This is a genomic window from Raoultibacter timonensis (genome assembly GCF_900240215.1).
Classification (GTDB): domain Bacteria; phylum Actinomycetota; class Coriobacteriia; order Coriobacteriales; family Eggerthellaceae; genus Raoultibacter; species Raoultibacter timonensis.
The window spans coordinates 1022221-1039465 of the sequence record NZ_LT964679.1 but is presented as its reverse complement, the minus strand read 5'-3'; the positions used below and the strand labels follow the sequence as shown (position 1 = coordinate 1039465).

At 61.5% G+C, this 17245-nt stretch carries 14 protein-coding genes; 11 read left to right on the top strand and 3 right to left on the bottom strand.

Translation table 11 applies throughout. From position 1 onward, the window contains the following. Positions 1-205 precede the first annotated feature (205 nt). The 3 genes from C1722_RS04585 to C1722_RS04575 all read left to right on the top strand — a co-directional run bounded on the left by C1722_RS04585 (position 206) and on the right by C1722_RS04575 (position 3549). Entirely contained in the window at positions 206-1720 is a 1515-nt protein-coding gene (locus tag C1722_RS04585; protein ID WP_342352751.1) for a GNAT family N-acetyltransferase, read from the top strand. 154 nt (positions 1721-1874) lie between these two features. Continuing rightward, a complete protein-coding gene (locus C1722_RS04580; RefSeq protein ID WP_244902446.1) occupies positions 1875-2453 on the top strand; it encodes a GNAT family N-acetyltransferase in 579 nt (192 codons plus the stop codon). Between the two features lie 112 nt (positions 2454-2565). Continuing rightward, positions 2566-3549, top strand: coding sequence for an ICP22 family protein (locus C1722_RS04575; protein WP_102378196.1), 984 nt, complete (start codon positions 2566-2568; stop codon positions 3547-3549). A gap of 61 nt (positions 3550-3610) precedes the next feature. On the opposite strand, the gene C1722_RS04570 is transcribed toward C1722_RS04575, so the two are convergent. The 3 genes from C1722_RS04570 to gdhA form a co-directional block, all read right to left on the bottom strand. Next, the gene (locus tag C1722_RS04570) at positions 3611-4261 is read right to left on the bottom strand and encodes a GNAT family N-acetyltransferase (protein ID WP_102378195.1); all 651 of its coding nucleotides are present in this window, start codon (positions 4259-4261) and stop codon (positions 3611-3613) included. A gap of 18 nt (positions 4262-4279) precedes the next feature. Next, positions 4280-5074 (bottom strand): glycoside hydrolase family 25 protein, encoded by a 795-nt coding sequence (locus tag C1722_RS04565; protein WP_244902445.1) that lies wholly within the window; start codon positions 5072-5074, stop codon positions 4280-4282. A gap of 199 nt (positions 5075-5273) precedes the next feature. After that, positions 5274-6605 carry an NADP-specific glutamate dehydrogenase gene (gene gdhA / locus C1722_RS04560; protein ID WP_102378194.1) on the bottom strand — a complete coding sequence of 444 codons (1332 nt, stop codon included), beginning with the start codon at positions 6603-6605 and terminating at the stop codon, positions 5274-5276. Positions 6606-7114: 509 nt separating this feature from the next. On the opposite strand from gdhA, the gene uvrC reads away from it, so the two are divergent. The 8 genes from uvrC to gpmI all read left to right on the top strand — a co-directional run bounded on the left by uvrC (position 7115) and on the right by gpmI (position 17205). After that, positions 7115-9106 (top strand): excinuclease ABC subunit UvrC, encoded by a 1992-nt coding sequence (gene uvrC, locus C1722_RS04555; protein WP_102378193.1) that lies wholly within the window; start codon positions 7115-7117, stop codon positions 9104-9106. Further along, positions 9103-10059, top strand: coding sequence for an RNase adapter RapZ (gene rapZ, locus C1722_RS04550; RefSeq protein ID WP_425226283.1), 957 nt, complete (start codon positions 9103-9105; stop codon positions 10057-10059). Before uvrC ends, rapZ begins: the two co-directional genes overlap by 4 nt. Beyond that, on the top strand, positions 10056-11180 hold the full coding sequence (locus C1722_RS04545) for a gluconeogenesis factor YvcK family protein (protein WP_102378192.1): 1125 nt from the start codon (positions 10056-10058) through the stop codon (positions 11178-11180). The genes rapZ and C1722_RS04545 overlap by 4 nt, the downstream gene beginning before the upstream one ends. Further along, the gene (gene whiA / locus C1722_RS04540; RefSeq protein WP_102378191.1) at positions 11159-12088 is read left to right on the top strand and encodes a DNA-binding protein WhiA; all 930 of its coding nucleotides are present in this window, start codon (positions 11159-11161) and stop codon (positions 12086-12088) included. The genes C1722_RS04545 and whiA overlap by 22 nt, the downstream gene beginning before the upstream one ends. 188 nt (positions 12089-12276) lie before the next feature. Next, positions 12277-13278: a type I glyceraldehyde-3-phosphate dehydrogenase gene (gap, locus tag C1722_RS04535; RefSeq protein ID WP_102378190.1), complete on the top strand. Its 1002-nt coding sequence runs from the start codon at positions 12277-12279 to the stop codon at positions 13276-13278. 186 nt (positions 13279-13464) lie between these two features. Next, the gene (locus C1722_RS04530; RefSeq protein WP_102378189.1) at positions 13465-14649 is read left to right on the top strand and encodes a phosphoglycerate kinase; all 1185 of its coding nucleotides are present in this window, start codon (positions 13465-13467) and stop codon (positions 14647-14649) included. A 20-nt stretch (positions 14650-14669) separates the two neighbouring features. Next, a complete protein-coding gene (gene tpiA, locus C1722_RS17545; protein ID WP_425319337.1) occupies positions 14670-15641 on the top strand; it encodes a triose-phosphate isomerase in 972 nt (323 codons plus the stop codon). Between the two features lie 10 nt (positions 15642-15651). Beyond that, positions 15652-17205: a 2,3-bisphosphoglycerate-independent phosphoglycerate mutase gene (gene gpmI / locus C1722_RS04520; protein ID WP_102378188.1), complete on the top strand. Its 1554-nt coding sequence runs from the start codon at positions 15652-15654 to the stop codon at positions 17203-17205. Positions 17206-17245 lie beyond the last annotated feature (40 nt).

The following is a 17245-nucleotide window of genomic DNA, read 5'->3' as shown; positions in this document are numbered from 1 at the left end:
GCGCACCCCTGCCGGCATACCCCTGCAGGATTTCAATCGCATTGTCTCCGCGCACCGCTTCGGCGGTGCGTTTTTTCGCTGCGGTTGCGCCGATCGTGAAAACTTAGGGAAGCGTCTTTACCGCAGGGTAGCGGCGTGCGACAATGCTCGCGGCTTATTTCAGGGGATTGCCGGATTACTTCGAACCATAAAGAAAGGGCGGGCGGTGGCCGTGCAGGGCAACCATGTGATGAGGGGCGTCGTATGCGCTCTGTTCGGCGGTGTGCTGTGGGGTTTCTCGGGCACGTGCGCCCAGCTCCTCATGTCGACCTACGACGTTCCCGCTTTGTGGATCACCTGCGTGCGCATGAGTATCGCGGGAGCCCTGTTTCTCGCGGCGACGGCGGTGAAGGATCCACGCGGCCTTGTCGCGGTGTTTCGCGACTGGCGCTCCCTCATATCCATTGCGGCGTTTGCGCTGTTCGGCGTTCTTTTGACCCAAGTGAGCTATCTGCTCACCATCGGGTACACCGATGCGGGCACCGGCACCATGCTCGAGCAGATCGGGCTTGTGTTCATAATGGTCTACGTATGCCTGCGCACCCGCAGGCTTCCCAAGCTGCGCGAGGCGATCGGGCTCGTTTTCGCCCTCATCGGCATGGTCGTCATTTCGACGCAAGGGAACCTCGGGGGTCTCGCCATTCCGATAGAGGGGTTGGCGTGGGGTTTGGTGGCGGCTCTTGCGCTCGCATTCTACACCCTTATGCCGGCGCGCGTGCTTAAAAAGTGGGGGTCGCTCATTGTGACAGGTCTCGCAATGACGTTCGGCGGTGCGGCTGCAACCGCGTTCGTGCAGCCGTGGACGATCCCGGTTGCCGTCGAGCCGGGCATGGTCGCAACGATGGCCGCGATCGTCGTGGTCGGCACGCTTGGGGCCTACATGCTCTACCTGCAGGGCATCACCGATGCGGGGCCGGTCAAGGCGAGCCTTCTGTGCGCCGTCGAACCGGTGTCGGCGATGGTCATTTCCGCGGCGTGGCTCAAGACGGCGATAACCGTTTACGACATCGGGGGATGCGCCCTCATCCTCGTAATGGTACTGCTCGTTACGCAGAGGGAGGAAAAGCCCGCAGCGGAAGACGGCGGTTTCGAGCAGGCACCCGATGCCCCCTTGTTCTTGGGGCCCGCTGCCGTGCTCGGCTATTTTTCGAGCCGCGTGGCCGAGCGCGACGATTACGGGACGGCGATGGCGCTGCTCGACGAGGGCCATAAAACGTTCAAAGAACTCGGCATCGATGAGGGGAGAAAGAAATATCCCTCGCCGCGCCGACTCATGCACAGCATAAAGAACAAAACGACGCACCTCATCGAAAACAAAGACGGCGTGGCTATCGGCATGTACGCCGTATCCTTCAGCCCCGATCCGCAGTACGGCAAACCGTTTTCCGGAAGGTGGCTTACGCAGGATTCTGGGGGAGAGCCGCCGTATGCGGTACTCCACTGGGTGAGCGTAGCGCCTGCCGCCAGGAGAAGCGGCGTCGGGCGCTTCATCCTCGACGATGCCGAGAGGCTCGCGAGGAAGCGGGGAAGGGAATCGCTGCGAGCGGATATCTATCCCGAGAACGAGCCGATGCGCGCACTGCTCGAGAAGTACGGGTATTCGGAGTGCGGCGTAGTGGCGGTGAAGGACTATTTCGGCCGCGAGAAACGCCGCGTGGCCTTCGAGAAGATGTTGCGATGAATCGGTGAAGAGCGCCATCGAACCAGTGAGTATGCGCCGCTAGGTCAACAATTTCGAAAAGACGGCGTAAGAACATGGAAAAAACCATTGAATCGCGGTTCGGTGATTGCTATTGTGTCTGTTCGCTTAATTTTACTAGAGAAAGAGCACGGTATTGGAGCTGAGGAAAGCGGAGTTCTCCGATCTGGACCGCATCATGGAAATACTGGCCGACGGCCGGAGCGCCCTTGCGGCTTTGGGCATAGACCAATGGCAGGGCGGATATCCCGCACGAGAGGTGATCGAGCATGATATAGCCCGCAGGGAAGCCGTTGTCGTCGATGACGAGAACGGCAATCCCGTGGCGACCGCGATGGTGGCCTGTCGCGAAGAGTTCGACTACCGCGAAATAACCGACGGCGCGTGGCTCACCGAATCGCTGCCCGGCGATCCGTGCTACGTCGTCGTGCACCGCGTTGCGGTGACGGGCGATCGAAAAAACGGCGGCATCGGCGCTTCGATTCTCGAATATGCCGCATGGCTTGCCGAGGAGCTCGGATGCTCAAGCGTCCGCATCGACACCCACCCCGGCAATATCCCCATGCAGCGGCTTCTCGAAAAGAACGGCTTCTCGAAATGCGGAATCATCTGCATCAGCCATGCAGAAGGCGCCACGCCCGAGCGCTACGCTTACGAGAAGATGGTCGGCGTTGCGGCTACCCGTGAGGCCAAGCCTCTCGTTGCAATGCGCTGACCTGCGGAAAAGTACGATATATCCGAATAAGGATCCCCGTTTGCTCTGAAATTATGTCACTTGGTCGGAACCTGAAACCCATGGTTTCGACGAAGGTATAATGGATTGCACCATGTCGAATGTATCTCGTGAAAAAATCGCGCTCGTCGTCTTCGTCGGGCTTATCGCTGCCTCGCTGTGCGGACTCGTCGGCTATCTGGCTATCGGCCACTCGTGGAACGTTGCCGCTTCGAACATCGATGACGCTGCAGGTCGTATGGACGGCTACACGGCAATCGTCTTCAAGGGGACGGTTGATCCCGAGGAAACGGCGAAGAGCGGATCGGGTGCGAAATCCGGCCAGCAGGGTACGGCCGACCCCGATGCGCTCGATAAAGCAGCCGACGAAGCCGAGGCGGGCCTTTCGGGCCTTGAGGCTCCGGGCGCCACGAGCGACGATTCCGACGGCAAGGAGAGCGCCGACAGTCCGGCTCAGCGGAATGCGGGTTCGGGTAAAGACGAGAGCGCAGCAAGCGGCTCCGGCAGTGAAAAACATGCGCAGAACGGTTCCGCAGCGGCAAAACAAGGCGAGACCGCCGCCGATGACGATGAGCCCGGTCCCGATGTCCCGTCATCCGACGCAAACCCGTCTGGAAACGGATCGACATCCTCGTCCTCGCCGAGCGCCAAGAAGAAAACGCCCATCGATGTCGAGGAGGTCGAGCAGAGCTATCTCGATAAAAACGCGACGGTATTCTCCATCGATTCGGAGAACCCGGGAAGGTACCGCGAGGGAACTATCCTTAAAAAAGGCGATCACCGATTCGGCATCTTCAGCGTTGCACCGAGGATGACGACGAAGATGATCGAGAAGCAGATCGAGTACTTCGAGGAGTACGAGGTTGACTTCATCGTCGTTTTAACGCCGGATAAGAAAATCGTCGAAGAGGTTGCGGGGATCGACATCGTCATATCGACGCAGGACGAGGGGCTGTTCGTCATGGGAGAAACCATCAACGGAACGTTTTACGTGAACGCGCCCCAGCTCGGATCTGCGGGCATCATCCTCATTTCGCCGAGCAACGTTGTTTCGGCCAAAGTCGTGCAGCCGAGCTAATGCGGCAATCCTCTCGATAGGAATGCCGATCGCTTTCGGCTGGCATTCCGCGAAGCCGTTTTCAGGCGCTTCGAACGAGTTCGTTCCATCGCCCTTTCGTAAGCACGTGACAGAGGAAATCTTCCGGTATGCCGTCTTGGCCGATTTCGACCAGGTGCCGCGTGCCTTCGTATTCGAAGCCGCACTTGTCGATCACCCGTTTCGAAGCTGCGTTCCAGGGATAGCACGTGCAGGAAATCGCCTCGAGTCCGAGCTCTTCGAAACCGTAGGCGATCACGGCCCGTGCGGCCTCGGTCGTGTATCCCTTGCCCCAAAACCGAGCCCCGATGGCGTATCCGAGCATGAGGACCTTATCGTAGTTGCGAGCGGGGTCGGATATGAGGCCGACCGATCCGATCACCATGCCCTGCGGCCTGCTTTCCGAAACGGTCGCTTCGGGCGCGATGGCCCATACGTGGCCCTGCGAAGCGATGTCGTTGATGAACGAGAGGGAATCGTCGAGGCTGCGGTGGGGCGGCCACCCGGCATCGTGGCCGATGCGCGGGTCGCTCGAGTAAGCGAACACGTCGTCGGCATCCGAAGGCCGAAACGCGCGCAGCGTCAAACGGCCGGTCGACAGGCGGGCTACGGCGCTGACGGGGTCGTCTAAGCGGCGCTCCGTCCCCGCCGTCTTTCCAGCCGATGTCTCTTGGGGGTTTTCCGTTTCGCTCATGAAACCGTCCTTTCGGGACTACCGCGCGTCTGCGATGAACAGGATGTTGAGATCGACGGCGGTGGATACGCCCGCAACCGTGCCGTCGTTGGCATACTGCCATATTGAGAAATCGAACTGCCCCGAGGGCGTTGCCGCTCCGTATTCCGCAAACCAGACGTCGATGCCTTCGAGCTGCGAAAGATCGAACCGTGCTATATCGCGCTTGTTGCCGTAGACCATCGGCTCGTACCCCGCTTCGGCGATACGGGTGCAGAAAGCGAGGGCGTTCTCGGTCATCTGCTCCCGCGAAAGCCCGTCTGCGCGTCCCTCGATGCCCGCTACCGGCTCGTGGTCGTAGACGATCGGATAGGCCAATTCGGCGTCGCCGAGCATGGCGAGCACGAAATCGGCTTCCTCGAGCGCCTCTTCTGCAGTAATGGCTTGCGAAAAGAAGTAAACGCCGACGGGGATGCCGGCTTCTCTAGCTCCGGTCATGTTTTCGACGTAGCGCTCGTCGAGATACACGGCTCCCTCGGTGGCTCCCCGATTGCCGATCCTGATGAACGCGAAATCGATACCGTCGGAGGCGACGGCGTTCCAGTCGATCGCCCCCTGATGCTCCGATACGTCGATTCCCGTGAACGAGCAGACCTCGCCGCTTTCGGCGTAGGTGTAGCGGCCGTCCTCCTTGGCAAGACCCGACCAGTCATAGGGGCTCACGTAAGCGGGCTTCGAAGGGGCTTGCTCTCCTGAAGACGAGCAGGCTGCAAGCGCGAGAAGCGCCAGGGCGAGCGCTGCGGTGAAGAGGATGCGAAGAGACGTGCGGTTCATGCGTTCCTTTCGAACGATGGGTAAACGGGGGCCCGAAGGTTGACGTGCACCGAGGATCCCCGTGCGATCGAAGCGATAATCGTAACGGAAGGGCATCGAGCGGGAAAGCCCTGCGAAAGATGCACATAAACGAAACGCCCCGATTCATCGGAGCGTTTCGCGTTGAGCCGCTGCGTTAATCCGGCGGTTGCCGGCAGAACTACACGATGCCCTGCGCCATCATGGCGTCGGCGAGCTTCTTGAACCCGGCGATGTTTGCGCCCATGACGTAATTGCCCTCATGGCCGTACTCCTTGGCCGCGTCATCGGCTGCGTGGTAGATGTTCTTCATGATGCCCTGCAGCTTGGCGTCGACCTCTTCGAACGACCAGGATAGGCGCTCGGAGTTCTGGCTCATTTCGAGTCCCGAAGTGGCTACGCCGCCGGCATTGGCGGCCTTACCGGGGCAGAATACCACGCCGTTTTCCATGAGGTAATCGGTTGCGTCCATGGTGGTGGGCATGTTAGCTCCCTCGGCGACGATCTTGCATCCGCTGGCCACCAGCAGCTTGGCGTCGTCGATCAGAAGCTCGTTTTGGGTAGCGCACGGCAATGCGATGTCGACGGGAACCGACCAAACGCCCTTGCCGTCATGGTATTCGACGCCTTCCTTGCGGTTCGCGTATTCGGAAATGCGCGCGCGTTCGACTTCCTTGATCTGCTTGACGAGGGCGAGATCGATTCCTGCGGGATCATGGATCCAGCCGGTCGAATCGGACATGGTGACGACTTTGGCTCCGAGTTCTTGAGCTTTCTCGGTCGCGTAGATGGCGACGTTGCCCGAACCGGAGACCGCGACGGTCTTGCCCTCGAACGAATCGTCATGGCAGTTGAGGTACTCTTGCACGAAGTACACGAGGCCGTAGCCCGTCGCCTCGGTGCGTACGAGCGAGCCGCCGTACGAGAGGCCCTTGCCGGTGAGCACGCCGACCCATTCGTTGCGGATGCGCTTGTACTGGCCGAACATGAAGCCGATCTCGCGGGCACCCGTGCCGATGTCGCCCGCGGGAACGTCGGTGTTCGCGCCGATATGGCGGCAGAGCTCTGTCATGAAGCTCTGGCAGAAGCGCATGATCTCCATGTCGGACTTGCCTTTCGGGTCGAAGTCGCTGCCGCCTTTGCCGCCGCCCATGGGAAGGGTGGTGAGGCTGTTCTTGAAGATCTGCTCGAATCCGAGGAACTTGATGATGCCGAGGTTCACGGAAGGATGGAGGCGCAGGCCGCCCTTGTAGGGTCCGAGGCAGCTGTTGTACTCGACGCGGTAGCCGCGGTTGACGTGAACGCCGCCCTTGTCGTCGACCCACGGAACGCGGAACATGACCACACGCTCGGGCTCGACGATGCGCTCGAGCAGCCCTGCCTTCTCGTATGCGGGGTTGGATTCGATTGCTGGCTTGAGCGACGTGAGCACCTCGGTGACGGCCTGGATGAACTCGGGCTCGTTCGGGTTCTTCTCCTTGACCTGCTCGATGACGTTATCGACATAACTCATCAAAGGACCTCCTTTATGGGGTTGTACGGATTGTTCCATTATAGGGAGGTTCACGAGGGGGAAACCAAGATTTAAAAAAGACGAAACAATAACGCTGCCGACGGACACGTCATCTTCGGCGGTGAGCGGGAATTCGCCCGACTCGGCGGCCGATCCTTGGTTTTGCAGCAGAAAACGGAGGTTTTTCGTCGCAGCGGAGGGGGGCGGCCTTGGCGTCGTGATGTGTGCGTCGGAAATGGTGCGTTTGTCCAGTTCGGCGGCATGCCAGCGGTCGCCTCTCCTTGAAAACGGGTCTTCGGGGCTTGTGCGGCGACGTAAATCTTGCGTTTCCTGCCATTATACGGGAAGTCGGCGGCCAAGCGGATGTCGGTAGCGCCCGACCGCGGCGGTTCGACCTCCTGGCTTTCTGCCCGCGCGGGCATCGTGAACGCTGATGTGCATCCGCGTTCCTTTGAAGGAACCGTGAACGCGGGTGAACGTCCGTTTGCCCTATATCGTATACTGGCAACATGGAAAAACTCGAACGCATCAAAAACGAACTCGCGAGCGTACCGGCGCTGCCCGGCGTATACTTGTGGAAGGACAAGTCGGGCCAGGTCATCTACGTAGGCAAGGCCAAGCAGCTCCGTGCGCGCATGCGCCAGTACGTGAACTACCAGGACGACCGCGCGAAGATCCCTTTGCTCGTCGACCAGATCGACTCGTTCGACTACCTCGTGACCGAAAACGAGCACGAGAGCCTCGTGCTCGAAAAGAACCTCATCAACCAGTACTCGCCGTACTTCAACGCCGACTTCAAGGACGACAAGAGCTACCCGTTCATCGCGCTCACCAAGGGCGACGTGTTCCCGGCAATCAAGTACACGCGTGAGAAGCACCGCGCCGACACCAAGTACTTCGGCCCCTACACCGATAGCCGCGCCGCGCGCGAGATGGTGGACATCGCGCGCAGGGTCGTGCCGCTGTGCTCGACCTCGTGTGCCGATTGGCGCCGGATGAAGCGCAAGCTCGAGAGCGAGGACCTCGGGGCGTTCCTCGGAGCCGACGGCGTGAAGCCGTGCTTCGACGCCCATGTGGGGCTCGGTCCCGGCGCCTGCTGCGGCGGCATCACGCCCGAAGAGTACCGCGATAACGTCAAGCGCATCGAGCGGTTCCTCTCGGGCTCGCACCGCGAATTCGTCGAGGAGCTCGAGGCGGAAATGCAGGAGGCGGCCGCAGAGCTCGATTTCGAGCGGGCAGCGCGCATCAAATCCCGCATCGGTACGATCAACTCGCTGTGCGACAAGCAGCATGCGGTTTCCTCGCGCAACCTCAACGCCGATGTCGTAGGCGTGTTCCGCGAGGAAACGATCGCGGGAGTCAACGTGTTCATGATCCGCGAAGGCCGTATCATCAACAGCAACGAATTCATCCTCAACAAGGGCAAAGACGTTCCTGACGAAGATCTCGTGCACGTGTTCCTTCTGCGCTACTACGACACGACCACATCCGTTCCGCACGAGGTCATCGTGCGCGACGAGCCCGATGACGCGGAGGTCATGCAGGAATGGCTGACCGAGAAGCTCGCGAGCCCGTACGGGGCGAAGGTCAGGCTCACCGCCCCGCGGAAAGGAGAGAAGGCCGATCTGCTCGACATGGCCGAGACCAACGCGAAGCACGCGCTCATGCGCTACAAGGTGCGCACCAACTACGAGGACAAGCGCATCAACGACGCGCTGCTGCAGCTCGAGAGCGCCCTTGCGCTCGACGAGCCGCCGATGCGCATCGAGTGCTTCGACATCTCCACCATCCACGGCAGCTACACGGTGGCCTCGATGGTCGTGTTCACCAACGGTAAGCCCGACAAGAACCAGTACCGTCGGTTCAAGATCAAGACACCGCTCGACGAGGCGAATGACTTCCTCTCGATGCAGGAGGTGCTCGGACGCCGCTACGCGCCCGAGCGGATGGCCGACGAGCGGTTCGGCAGCAAGCCCGACCTCATCATCCTCGACGGCGGCAAGCCGCAGCTTTCCGCAGCGATCGATATGTTCGACGAGCTCGGCATCGACGACATCGCGCTCGCCGGCCTTGCAAAGCGCGACGAGGAGCTGTTCGTCCCCTGGCAGGATACGGGCCCTGTGGTGCTGCCGAGCGGGTCGTCGTCCCTCTACCTCGTCAAGCAGGTCCGCGACGAGGCGCACCGATTCGCCATCACGTTCCACCGCGAACTGCGCGGCAAGGGCATGACGGCAAGCGTGCTCGACGACGTGGTGGGCTTGGGCCCCGTGCGCAAGAAAGCGCTCATGAAGGCGTTCAAATCGTTTCGCAACCTCAAGGCGGCGTCGCTTGAGGAGATCAAGGCGTCGCGAGCCGTACCCGTCGAAGTCGCCGAAGAGCTGTACGCGGTGCTCAGGCAGTATAATGAGAAGGAAAACACCGAGCAGGCCGCCGAAGGCGAAGATGCGCGGGCAGGCGCGGAATGCGTACACGACAAACACCCAACCGAGGAGGCATCATGAACGAAACCGCCATCGGAGACGGAGCATCCTGTTCAGAGCAAGACGCTCGCATCATGCCCGAACTCGTCATCGTGACCGGCATGAGCGGCGCGGGCCGTACCGAAGCGATGCACGCATTCGAGGATCTCGGTTACTTCTGCATCGATAATCTTCCCGCAAGCCTGATCGGAACGCTGCTTGCGCTCGAGGGGATGCCGGGGCAGCCCGATGCGGCGCGCAGGCTCGCCGTGGTATGCGATGCGCGCAACCGCGATTTCTTTTCGGACCTCATGTGCGAACTCGACGATCTCAAGAAACGCGGCGTTGCCTACCGTCTCGTATTTCTCGACGCCGACGACGACAAGCTCATCGCGCGTTACAAATCGAGCAGGCGCCGCCATCCTCTGTGCGGCGAGGGCATGACGATCGGTCAGGGCATCCAGCAGGAGCGGAGCCTTTTGCGGGCCGTCAAGGATACGGCAAGCGACCTCATCGACACGACCGACATGCTGCCCCAGAAGCTTAAGAACACCATCCGTTCGCTGTTCTCCGAAGGCGACGAGCGCGCGGCGCTCACGGTGACGGTCTACTCGTTCGGATTCAAGCACGGCGCGGCGCTCGACGCCGATATCGTCATGGACGTGCGGTTCCTCCCGAACCCGTACTACGAGCCCGAGCTGAAACGTCTGACCGGCCTCGACGCCCCGGTGCGCGATTTCGTGATGTACCGCAGCGAAACCGAGGAGTTTCAAAAGAAGTGGCGCTCTCTGCTCGATTGCGTCATGCCCGGATACGTGGCGGAGGGCAAGCAACAACTCGCCATCGCCATCGGCTGCACGGGAGGCCAGCATCGCAGCGTTGCGATAGCGGAGTCGACGGGAGAGTACCTCAAGGCCAAGGGCTATCGGGTGAGCATCGCCCATCGTGATCTGTCGCTTGCGGAAACGGGCAAGGGCGAACGGAGCCTGCAATGATGGGCCATCCGTTCAGCCAGGATCCGTCCAACACGGCCGCCTTTGCGGCCATCAGCGGATCCGAACCGCTCGTTTCGGGGAATCAGCATATACGCGCAGTCGTGATCGGGGGAGGAACGGGTGCGCCGGTGTCCATCCGCACGTTGCTCTCCATGGGGTTCGAGACGAGCGCCGTCGTGGCGATGGCCGACGACGGGGGATCGACGGGCATCCTGCGCGAAGAGGCGAACGTGACGCCGCCCGGCGATGTGCGCAAGTGCCTTGCCGCCTTCGCCGCCGATGCGAACGACCCGCTCACCCGCGCTTTCAAATACCGATTCGAGTTCGCTCAGAACCATACGCTCGGAAACCTCATGCTCTCGGCGCTCGAGGATGCGACGGGCTCCTTTCCCGAAGCCATCGCCATCTGCGAAAAGCTGCTTGATGCGCGCGGACGCGTCTATCCGTCTACGCTCGACCGCGTGACGCTGTGCGCCCAGACGCGCGACGGATCCCGCCTCATGGGCCAGGCGAACGCCTGCCGATCGTCGACGGCGCTCCAGTACGTATGGCTGCAGGCCAGCAGGGAGCCCGAACCCTACGGCCCCGCGCTCGAGGCCATTCGCAACGCCGATCTCATCGTACTCGGGCCGGGGTCGCTGTTCACCTCGATCATCCCGAACCTGCTCGTTCCCGGCATCGTCGAGGCGATCAAGACCTCGAAGGGGCGCACCCTGTTCGTGTGCTCGCTTGCCGACATGCAGGGGGAGACGTGGGGCCTGTCTGCCAAGGAGCACGTTTCGGCGCTCATGGACCACGGTATGCGCGGCCTGCTCGATTACGTCTTGGTGCACGCACCCGAACCGCTGCGCCCCGAGGACGCGCTTTCGGAAAGCTACAATGCAGCGGTGGGGGAAGGCGACAGGGTTTCGACGATGTCGGAGCTTGGCGACGCCCAGCTTTCGGGGCGCGTCCGTCCGGTTGCGGTGTCCTACGCCGACGTGCAGGCGATACAGGCGGAGGGCCCCGTGGTCGTAGCACGCAACCTCGTCGATCCCCAGCGCCCGACGTGGCATGATCCCCGTGCGCTTAGGGCTGCGTTTGCGGGGGTGATGAGACTATGTCGTTCACCGCGGAGGTGAAAGACGAGCTCGCACGCGTTGCCCCGATGTGCAGCCACTGCGACAAGGCAACGCTTGCGGCGCTCGTGCGCATCGAGGGTACGCTCTTCTTCGGCGGCCCCGGTCGCTACCGCATCGAGATAGCGACCGACGTGCCGAGCGTGGCACGCCTCGTGATCAAGCTTCTGCACGGCATATACGAGCTCAAGACCAACCTCACCGTACGCAGAAGCGTTCTGCACAAAACGCCGAACTACCTCATCGAAGTGCCGACGCAGCCCAAACTCGAAGGCGCGCTGCGCGATATGGGCGTACTGTCCGGGGAGGGCCTCGAGATGGGCATAATGCCCGAACTCGTAGAAAAGCAGTGCTGCGCGGCGGCGTATCTGAGGGGCGCGTTTCTCGGCAGCGGGTTCATCTCGAACCCGCGCGGCGATTTCCACTTCGAGATCACGGTGGAGTCGGAAAGCCTTGCCGAGGGGCTTGTCGAGCTTATGGCGAGCAAGGGGATCAACGCGCGCGTCATGCAGCGGAGAAGCTCGTACATGGTGTACCTGAAGAGCGGTACGGCGATCCTCGAGTTCCTCGCGTTCGTCGGAGCTCATCACAGTGCGCTCTCCATGGAAAACGAACGGGTCATCAAAAGCGTGCGCAACGATGTGAACCGCATCACCAATGCCGAGATCGCCAACCAGGCGAAAGCCGCCAACGCTTCGGTCGATCAGATATTCGCCATCCGCAAAGTGGTCGATGCCTACGGGATGGAGAACCTGCCGCCCGCATTGCAGGAATTCATCAAGCTGCGGGTAACCAATCCCGATGCCACGCTCAAAGAGCTCGGCGAGAAAGCCAATCCTCCGCTGTCCAAATCGGCGGTGTATCACCGCGTTCGCCGTATTGAGCAGATGGCCAAGGAGCTTGGGGATTAAACTGAAATCCGCAACCGATGCCATCCGCCGCGGATGGCATCGGCGCGTGCGAAGCGTCTCGAAGCCCGTTGGTTCGGATGCTTTTTTTGTGGGAATGCCTGCGGTTATAGGGGCTTTGTTGCCTGCAAGGGTACCATTGCCTCGAAGACGCAGGCCCGCTTGAGTATCTTTATGGAAAGGGGATACGAATGACAACCAAGGTAGGTATTAACGGATTCGGTCGCATCGGCCGTCTGGTGTTCCGTGCGATGGCGAACGATCCCGAGCTCGAAGTGGTCGCCGTAAACGATCTGGGCGACATTCCGACGATGGCCCACCTGCTGAAGTACGATTCCATCCATGGACGCGCATTCGACGCCGTCGAGGTGACCGAAGACGGATTCGTCGCCGACGGCCGTGCGGTCAAGGTTCTTTCCGAGCGCGAGCCCGCAAATCTCCCCTGGGGCGAGCTCGGCGTCGACATCGTCGTCGAATCGACGGGCTTCTTCACCGACGGCACGAAAGCCGCCGCACATCTCGAGGCCGGCGCGAAAAAGGTCATCATCTCCGCTCCCGCGAAGAACGAGGACATCACCATCGTCATGGGCGTCAACGACGGCGACTACGATAAGGACAAGCACAACATCATCTCGAACGCGTCGTGCACGACGAACTGCCTCGCCCCGTTCGCCAAGGTTCTGCTCGACACGTTCGGCATCAAGCGCGGTTATATGAATACGATCCATTCCTATACCAACGATCAGAAGATCCTCGATCTTCCCCATAAGGACCTGCGCCGCGCCCGTGCCGCTGCGCTGTCCATGATCCCGACCACCACCGGTGCCGCCCGTGCGGTGTCGCTCGTGCTTCCCGAGCTCAAAGGCAAGCTCGACGGATTCGCAACCCGCGTTCCCACTCCCGACGGATCGATGGTCGACCTCACGGTCGAACTCGAGCGCGAGGCGACGATCGAGGAGATCAACGCAGCCATGAAGGCGGCTGCCGAGGGTCCGATGAAGGGTATTCTCGAGTACACCGAAGATCCGATCGTATCGGTCGATATCGTGGGCGACGCCCACTCCTCGGTCTTCGATAGCAAGCTCACTATGGTCATGGGCGGCCAGGGTACTTTCGCCAAGTGCATTTCCTGGTACGACAACGAGTGGGGCTACTCGAACCGCGTGAAGGATTTGGCGAAGATCCTGCTCTAACGGGTGAGAACTCAAGCCGACGCTGCAAAGCCCCGAGGCACCCAATCTTGTCGCTTTGGGCCCGGTTCGCGTGCGAAAGCGCGCATCGCCGGGCCCTCGTGGCAATCTCGGGCACCTCGGGGCTTCTTGATGGCTTCGGCGAACCTGCGATAGTGCGTTTCGATCATGTATCAAGGAGGCTGTTCCATGTCCGATATCAAAACCCTCGAATCGGCAGACGTTGCCGGCAAGCGCGTGCTCGTGCGCGTCGATTTCAACGTCCCGCTCAAAGACGGCGAGGTGGCCGACGACACCCGCATCAGGGCCGCGCTGCCCACTATCGATTACCTTGCGGGCAAGGGCGCTCGGCTCATCCTGATGAGCCACTTGGGGCGTCCCTCGGGTACGGGCTTCGAGGAGGCCTTTTCTCTCCGGCCTGCTGCGCGCCGCTTGAGCGAACTTCTCGGGCGTCCGGTGGTGTTCGCTGCCGATACCGTGGGCGAGGACGCTCAAGCGAAAGCCGCATCGCTCGAAGACGGGCAGATACTGCTGATCGAGAACCTGCGCTTCGATTCCCGCGAGAAGAAAAACGATCCGGCGTTCTGCGAAGAACTTGCCAGCCTCGGAAGCGTGTACGTGAACGACGCGTTCGGCACGGCGCATCGAGCCCATGCTTCGACTGCGGGCATCGCATCGCTTCTGCCCGCCTATGCCGGGTACCTGCTCTCGAAGGAGGTCTCGACGCTTACGGGCATGCTCGAGAAGCCGAAGCGCCCGTTCGTTGCCATACTCGGCGGTTCGAAGGTGTCGGACAAGATCAAGGTCATCGATGCGCTCATCGAAAAGTGCGACACGCTCATCGTCGGAGGCGGCATGTGTTTCACGTTCTTGCTCGCTTCGGGCAAAGAGGTGGGCACCTCCCTCAAAGAAGAGGATTGGATCGAGCGCGCCGCGGCGACGCTTGCCCGCGCTAAGGAAGCCGGCGTTGAGATATTGCTGCCGGTCGACGTAATTGCGGCCGATGCGTTTTCGGAAGATGCCAAGACGGAAACCGTTTCGACCGACGCGATGCCCTCTGATATGATGGGCCTCGATATCGGTCCCGAGACCGCGAAGCTCTACGCCGAGGCGATAGCTCGGGCGCAAACGGTATTCTGGAACGGCCCCATGGGCGTTTTCGAGATGAAGGCGTTCGAGGCCGGCACCAAGGCCGTTGCCGTGGCCGTCGCCGAAAACCAAGAAGCCGATACCATCATCGGCGGCGGCGATAGCGTAGCGGCTGTCAACAAATTCGATTTGGGAAGCAGAATGACGTTCATCTCGACGGGCGGCGGCGCTTCGATGGAACTCGTCCAGGGCGAGGCCCTGCCCGGCGTCGAAGCCCTCCGATGAACGCATAGCAAGCGAAAGGAATGATGAACATGGCGCGCATCCCCATGATGGCCGGAAACTGGAAGATGAACAACACCATCTCCGAAGCCGTCGTCCTCACGCAGGAGATTTCCAACCAGTACGAGAAGAAAGAGTGGGAGGACGCCGTCGAGATCGTGCTGTGCACGCCGTTCACGGATCTCAAACCCGCAAAGACCGTGCTCGACTTCGACAAGGTCAAGATCAAAGTTGCTGCCCAGAACGTGTACTGGGAGCCTTCGGGGGCGTTCACGGGCGAAATCTCAGTGCCCATGATAAAGGAGATCGGCTGCGCCTATTCGATCGTCGGCCACTCCGAGCGTCGCGAGCTGTTCGGCGAGACCGACGAGGCCGTCAACAAGAAGGTCAAGGCGCTCATCGCCGAGGATCTCGGCGCTATCGTATGCGTCGGCGAATCGCATGCCGTGCGCGAAGAGGGAACGACGCTCGAGTTCGTGTGCGCCCAGGTGCGCGCGGCGTTTGCGGGGCTCGATGCCGACGAGGTAGCCGCATGCGTGGTTGCCTACGAGCCGATCTGGGCGATCGGCACGGGCCGCACCGCTACGCCCGAACAGGCCGACGAGGTGTGCGCGGCCATTAGGCGTACGGTGGCCGAAATCGCCGATGCCGAAACGGCCGAAGACATGCGCGTGCTCTACGGCGGNNNNGTAAAAGGGGGTGAGGCGGCTGGTGAGGCCGATGGCGGGGTGCCCAGCGAGCCGGTCTGGGCGATCGGCACGGGCCGCACCGCTACGCCCGAACAGGCCGACGAGGTGTGCGCGGCCATTAGGCGTACGGTGGCCGAAATCGCCGATGCCGAAACGGCCGAAGACATGCGCGTGCTCTACGGCGGTTCGATGAACCCCGGCAACGTCGAGGGGCTCATGGCCATGGAGAACATCGACGGAGGACTCGTCGGCGGTGCCAGCCTCAAGGCCGAAACGTTCGTGCAGCTTATCAAAGCCTGCCTGTAGGAGCGCATCCATGGCCTCTGCAGAAAAACGGGATCTGACGCTTCCCGCGTGCCTCATCATCATGGACGGGTTCGGCTTGGCCGAACCCGGCGACGGCAACGCGATCTCCCTTGCCTCGACGCCGGTGCTCGACGAACTGTTCGGCATGTGCTCGAAAACCGTTCTCGATGCTTCGGGCGAACCGGTGGGCCTGCCCGACGGGCAGATGGGCAATTCGGAGGTCGGGCATTTGAACATCGGCGCCGGGCGCGTGGTGTACCAGGAGCTGACGAGGATCAACCGCGCGTGCCGTGACGGTTCGCTGGCCGAGAACCCCGTTATACGGAACGCGTACGAGAACGCGTCGAAGCCGGGGGCGGTGCTCCACCTCATGGGCTTGCTCTCGGATGGCGGCGTGCATTCGAGCAACGCACATCTCTACGCGCTTTTGGAGCTTGCCGCTTCGATGGGCGTTCCCGAGGTGCGCGTGCATTGCTTCATGGACGGGCGCGACGTGCCGCCGAAGAGCGGCCTTGGGTTCATCGAGGAGCTCGAAGGCGAGATGGAGCGCATTTCCACGGACAAAACCGCCCTGTCCATCGGATCGATCGACGGGCGCTACTACGCGATGGACCGCGACAACCGCTGGGAGCGCGTCGAGCGGGCGTACCGAGCGATCGTGGGGGGAGAGCCGTATTCGGCGATCGACCCCGTCGATGCGATGCGCGCGTCCTACGACGCCGGCGTGACCGACGAGTTCTTCGAGCCCATATCGTTCGACGAGCGGGGCGTACGCGACGGCGATTCGGTCGTATTCTTCAACTTCAGGCCCGATCGCGCCCGCGAGCTGACGCGCGCGTTTACCGATGGAGACTTCGCGGGTTTCGAGAGGGAAGCGCATCCTCGCGTTTCGTTCGTCTGCCTGACCGAGTACGATCCGACCATCGGCGCGCCGATTGCGTTTGCGAAGGAATTCCCCCGAAACGTGCTTGCCGACGTGCTCGCAGAGTCGGGGCTCGTCCAGTACCACATAGCCGAGACCGAGAAGTACGCGCACGTGACTTTCTTCCTGAACGGGGGAGTCGAAGCGCCGAAGGCCCAGGAGGTGCGCAAGCTCGTAGCGAGCCCGAAGGTTGCGACCTACGATCTGCAGCCCGAGATGAGCGAGCCGGAGGTGGCTGAGGCGCTCGCCTCTGCCATACGCGCCGACGAAGCCGACGTATACCTGGTCAACTTTGCAAACTGCGATATGGTGGGGCATACCGGAAGCATTCCCGCTGCGATCGAAGCGGTCGAAGCGGTCGACGCGGGTGTGGGCGAGGTGCTTGCTGCGCTGCGGGAAAAGGGCGGCGTTGCGCTTCTGACGGCGGATCACGGCAATGCCGACAAGATGCTCGCCGAAGACGGTACGCCCTTCACGGCCCACACCACGGCGCTCGTCCCCCTCGTTTTGATCGACTACGCCGAAACGGGGCGCCAACTCGCCGACGAAAGGGGTGCGCTGTGCGATATCGCACCGACGCTGCTCGAGCTGATCGGGTTATGTGCGCCTTCCGAGATGACGGGCAAAAGCCTACTTGCGTAAAGGTGCAGCATGCGGTTATAATCGATAACTTGTGAGCGAA

Excerpts from the sequence above, each read along its gene's own strand:
- C1722_RS04575 (WP_102378196.1), top strand. The coding sequence starts at position 2,566 with ATGTCGAATGTATCTCGTGAAAAAATCGCGCTCGTCGTCTTCGTCGGG.
- C1722_RS04570 (WP_102378195.1), bottom strand. The coding sequence starts at position 4,261 with ATGAGCGAAACGGAAAACCCCCAAGAGACATCGGCTGGAAAGACGGCG.
- C1722_RS04565 (WP_244902445.1), bottom strand. The coding sequence starts at position 5,074 with ATGAACCGCACGTCTCTTCGCATCCTCTTCACCGCAGCGCTCGCCCTG.
- gdhA (WP_102378194.1), bottom strand. The coding sequence starts at position 6,605 with ATGAGTTATGTCGATAACGTCATCGAGCAGGTCAAGGAGAAGAACCCG.
- uvrC (WP_102378193.1), top strand. The coding sequence starts at position 7,115 with ATGGAAAAACTCGAACGCATCAAAAACGAACTCGCGAGCGTACCGGCG.
- rapZ (WP_425226283.1), top strand. The coding sequence starts at position 9,103 with ATGAACGAAACCGCCATCGGAGACGGAGCATCCTGTTCAGAGCAAGAC.
- C1722_RS04545 (WP_102378192.1), top strand. The coding sequence starts at position 10,056 with ATGATGGGCCATCCGTTCAGCCAGGATCCGTCCAACACGGCCGCCTTT.
- whiA (WP_102378191.1), top strand. The coding sequence starts at position 11,159 with ATGTCGTTCACCGCGGAGGTGAAAGACGAGCTCGCACGCGTTGCCCCG.
- gap (WP_102378190.1), top strand. The coding sequence starts at position 12,277 with ATGACAACCAAGGTAGGTATTAACGGATTCGGTCGCATCGGCCGTCTG.
- C1722_RS04530 (WP_102378189.1), top strand. The coding sequence starts at position 13,465 with ATGTCCGATATCAAAACCCTCGAATCGGCAGACGTTGCCGGCAAGCGC.
- gpmI (WP_102378188.1), top strand. The coding sequence starts at position 15,652 with ATGGCCTCTGCAGAAAAACGGGATCTGACGCTTCCCGCGTGCCTCATC.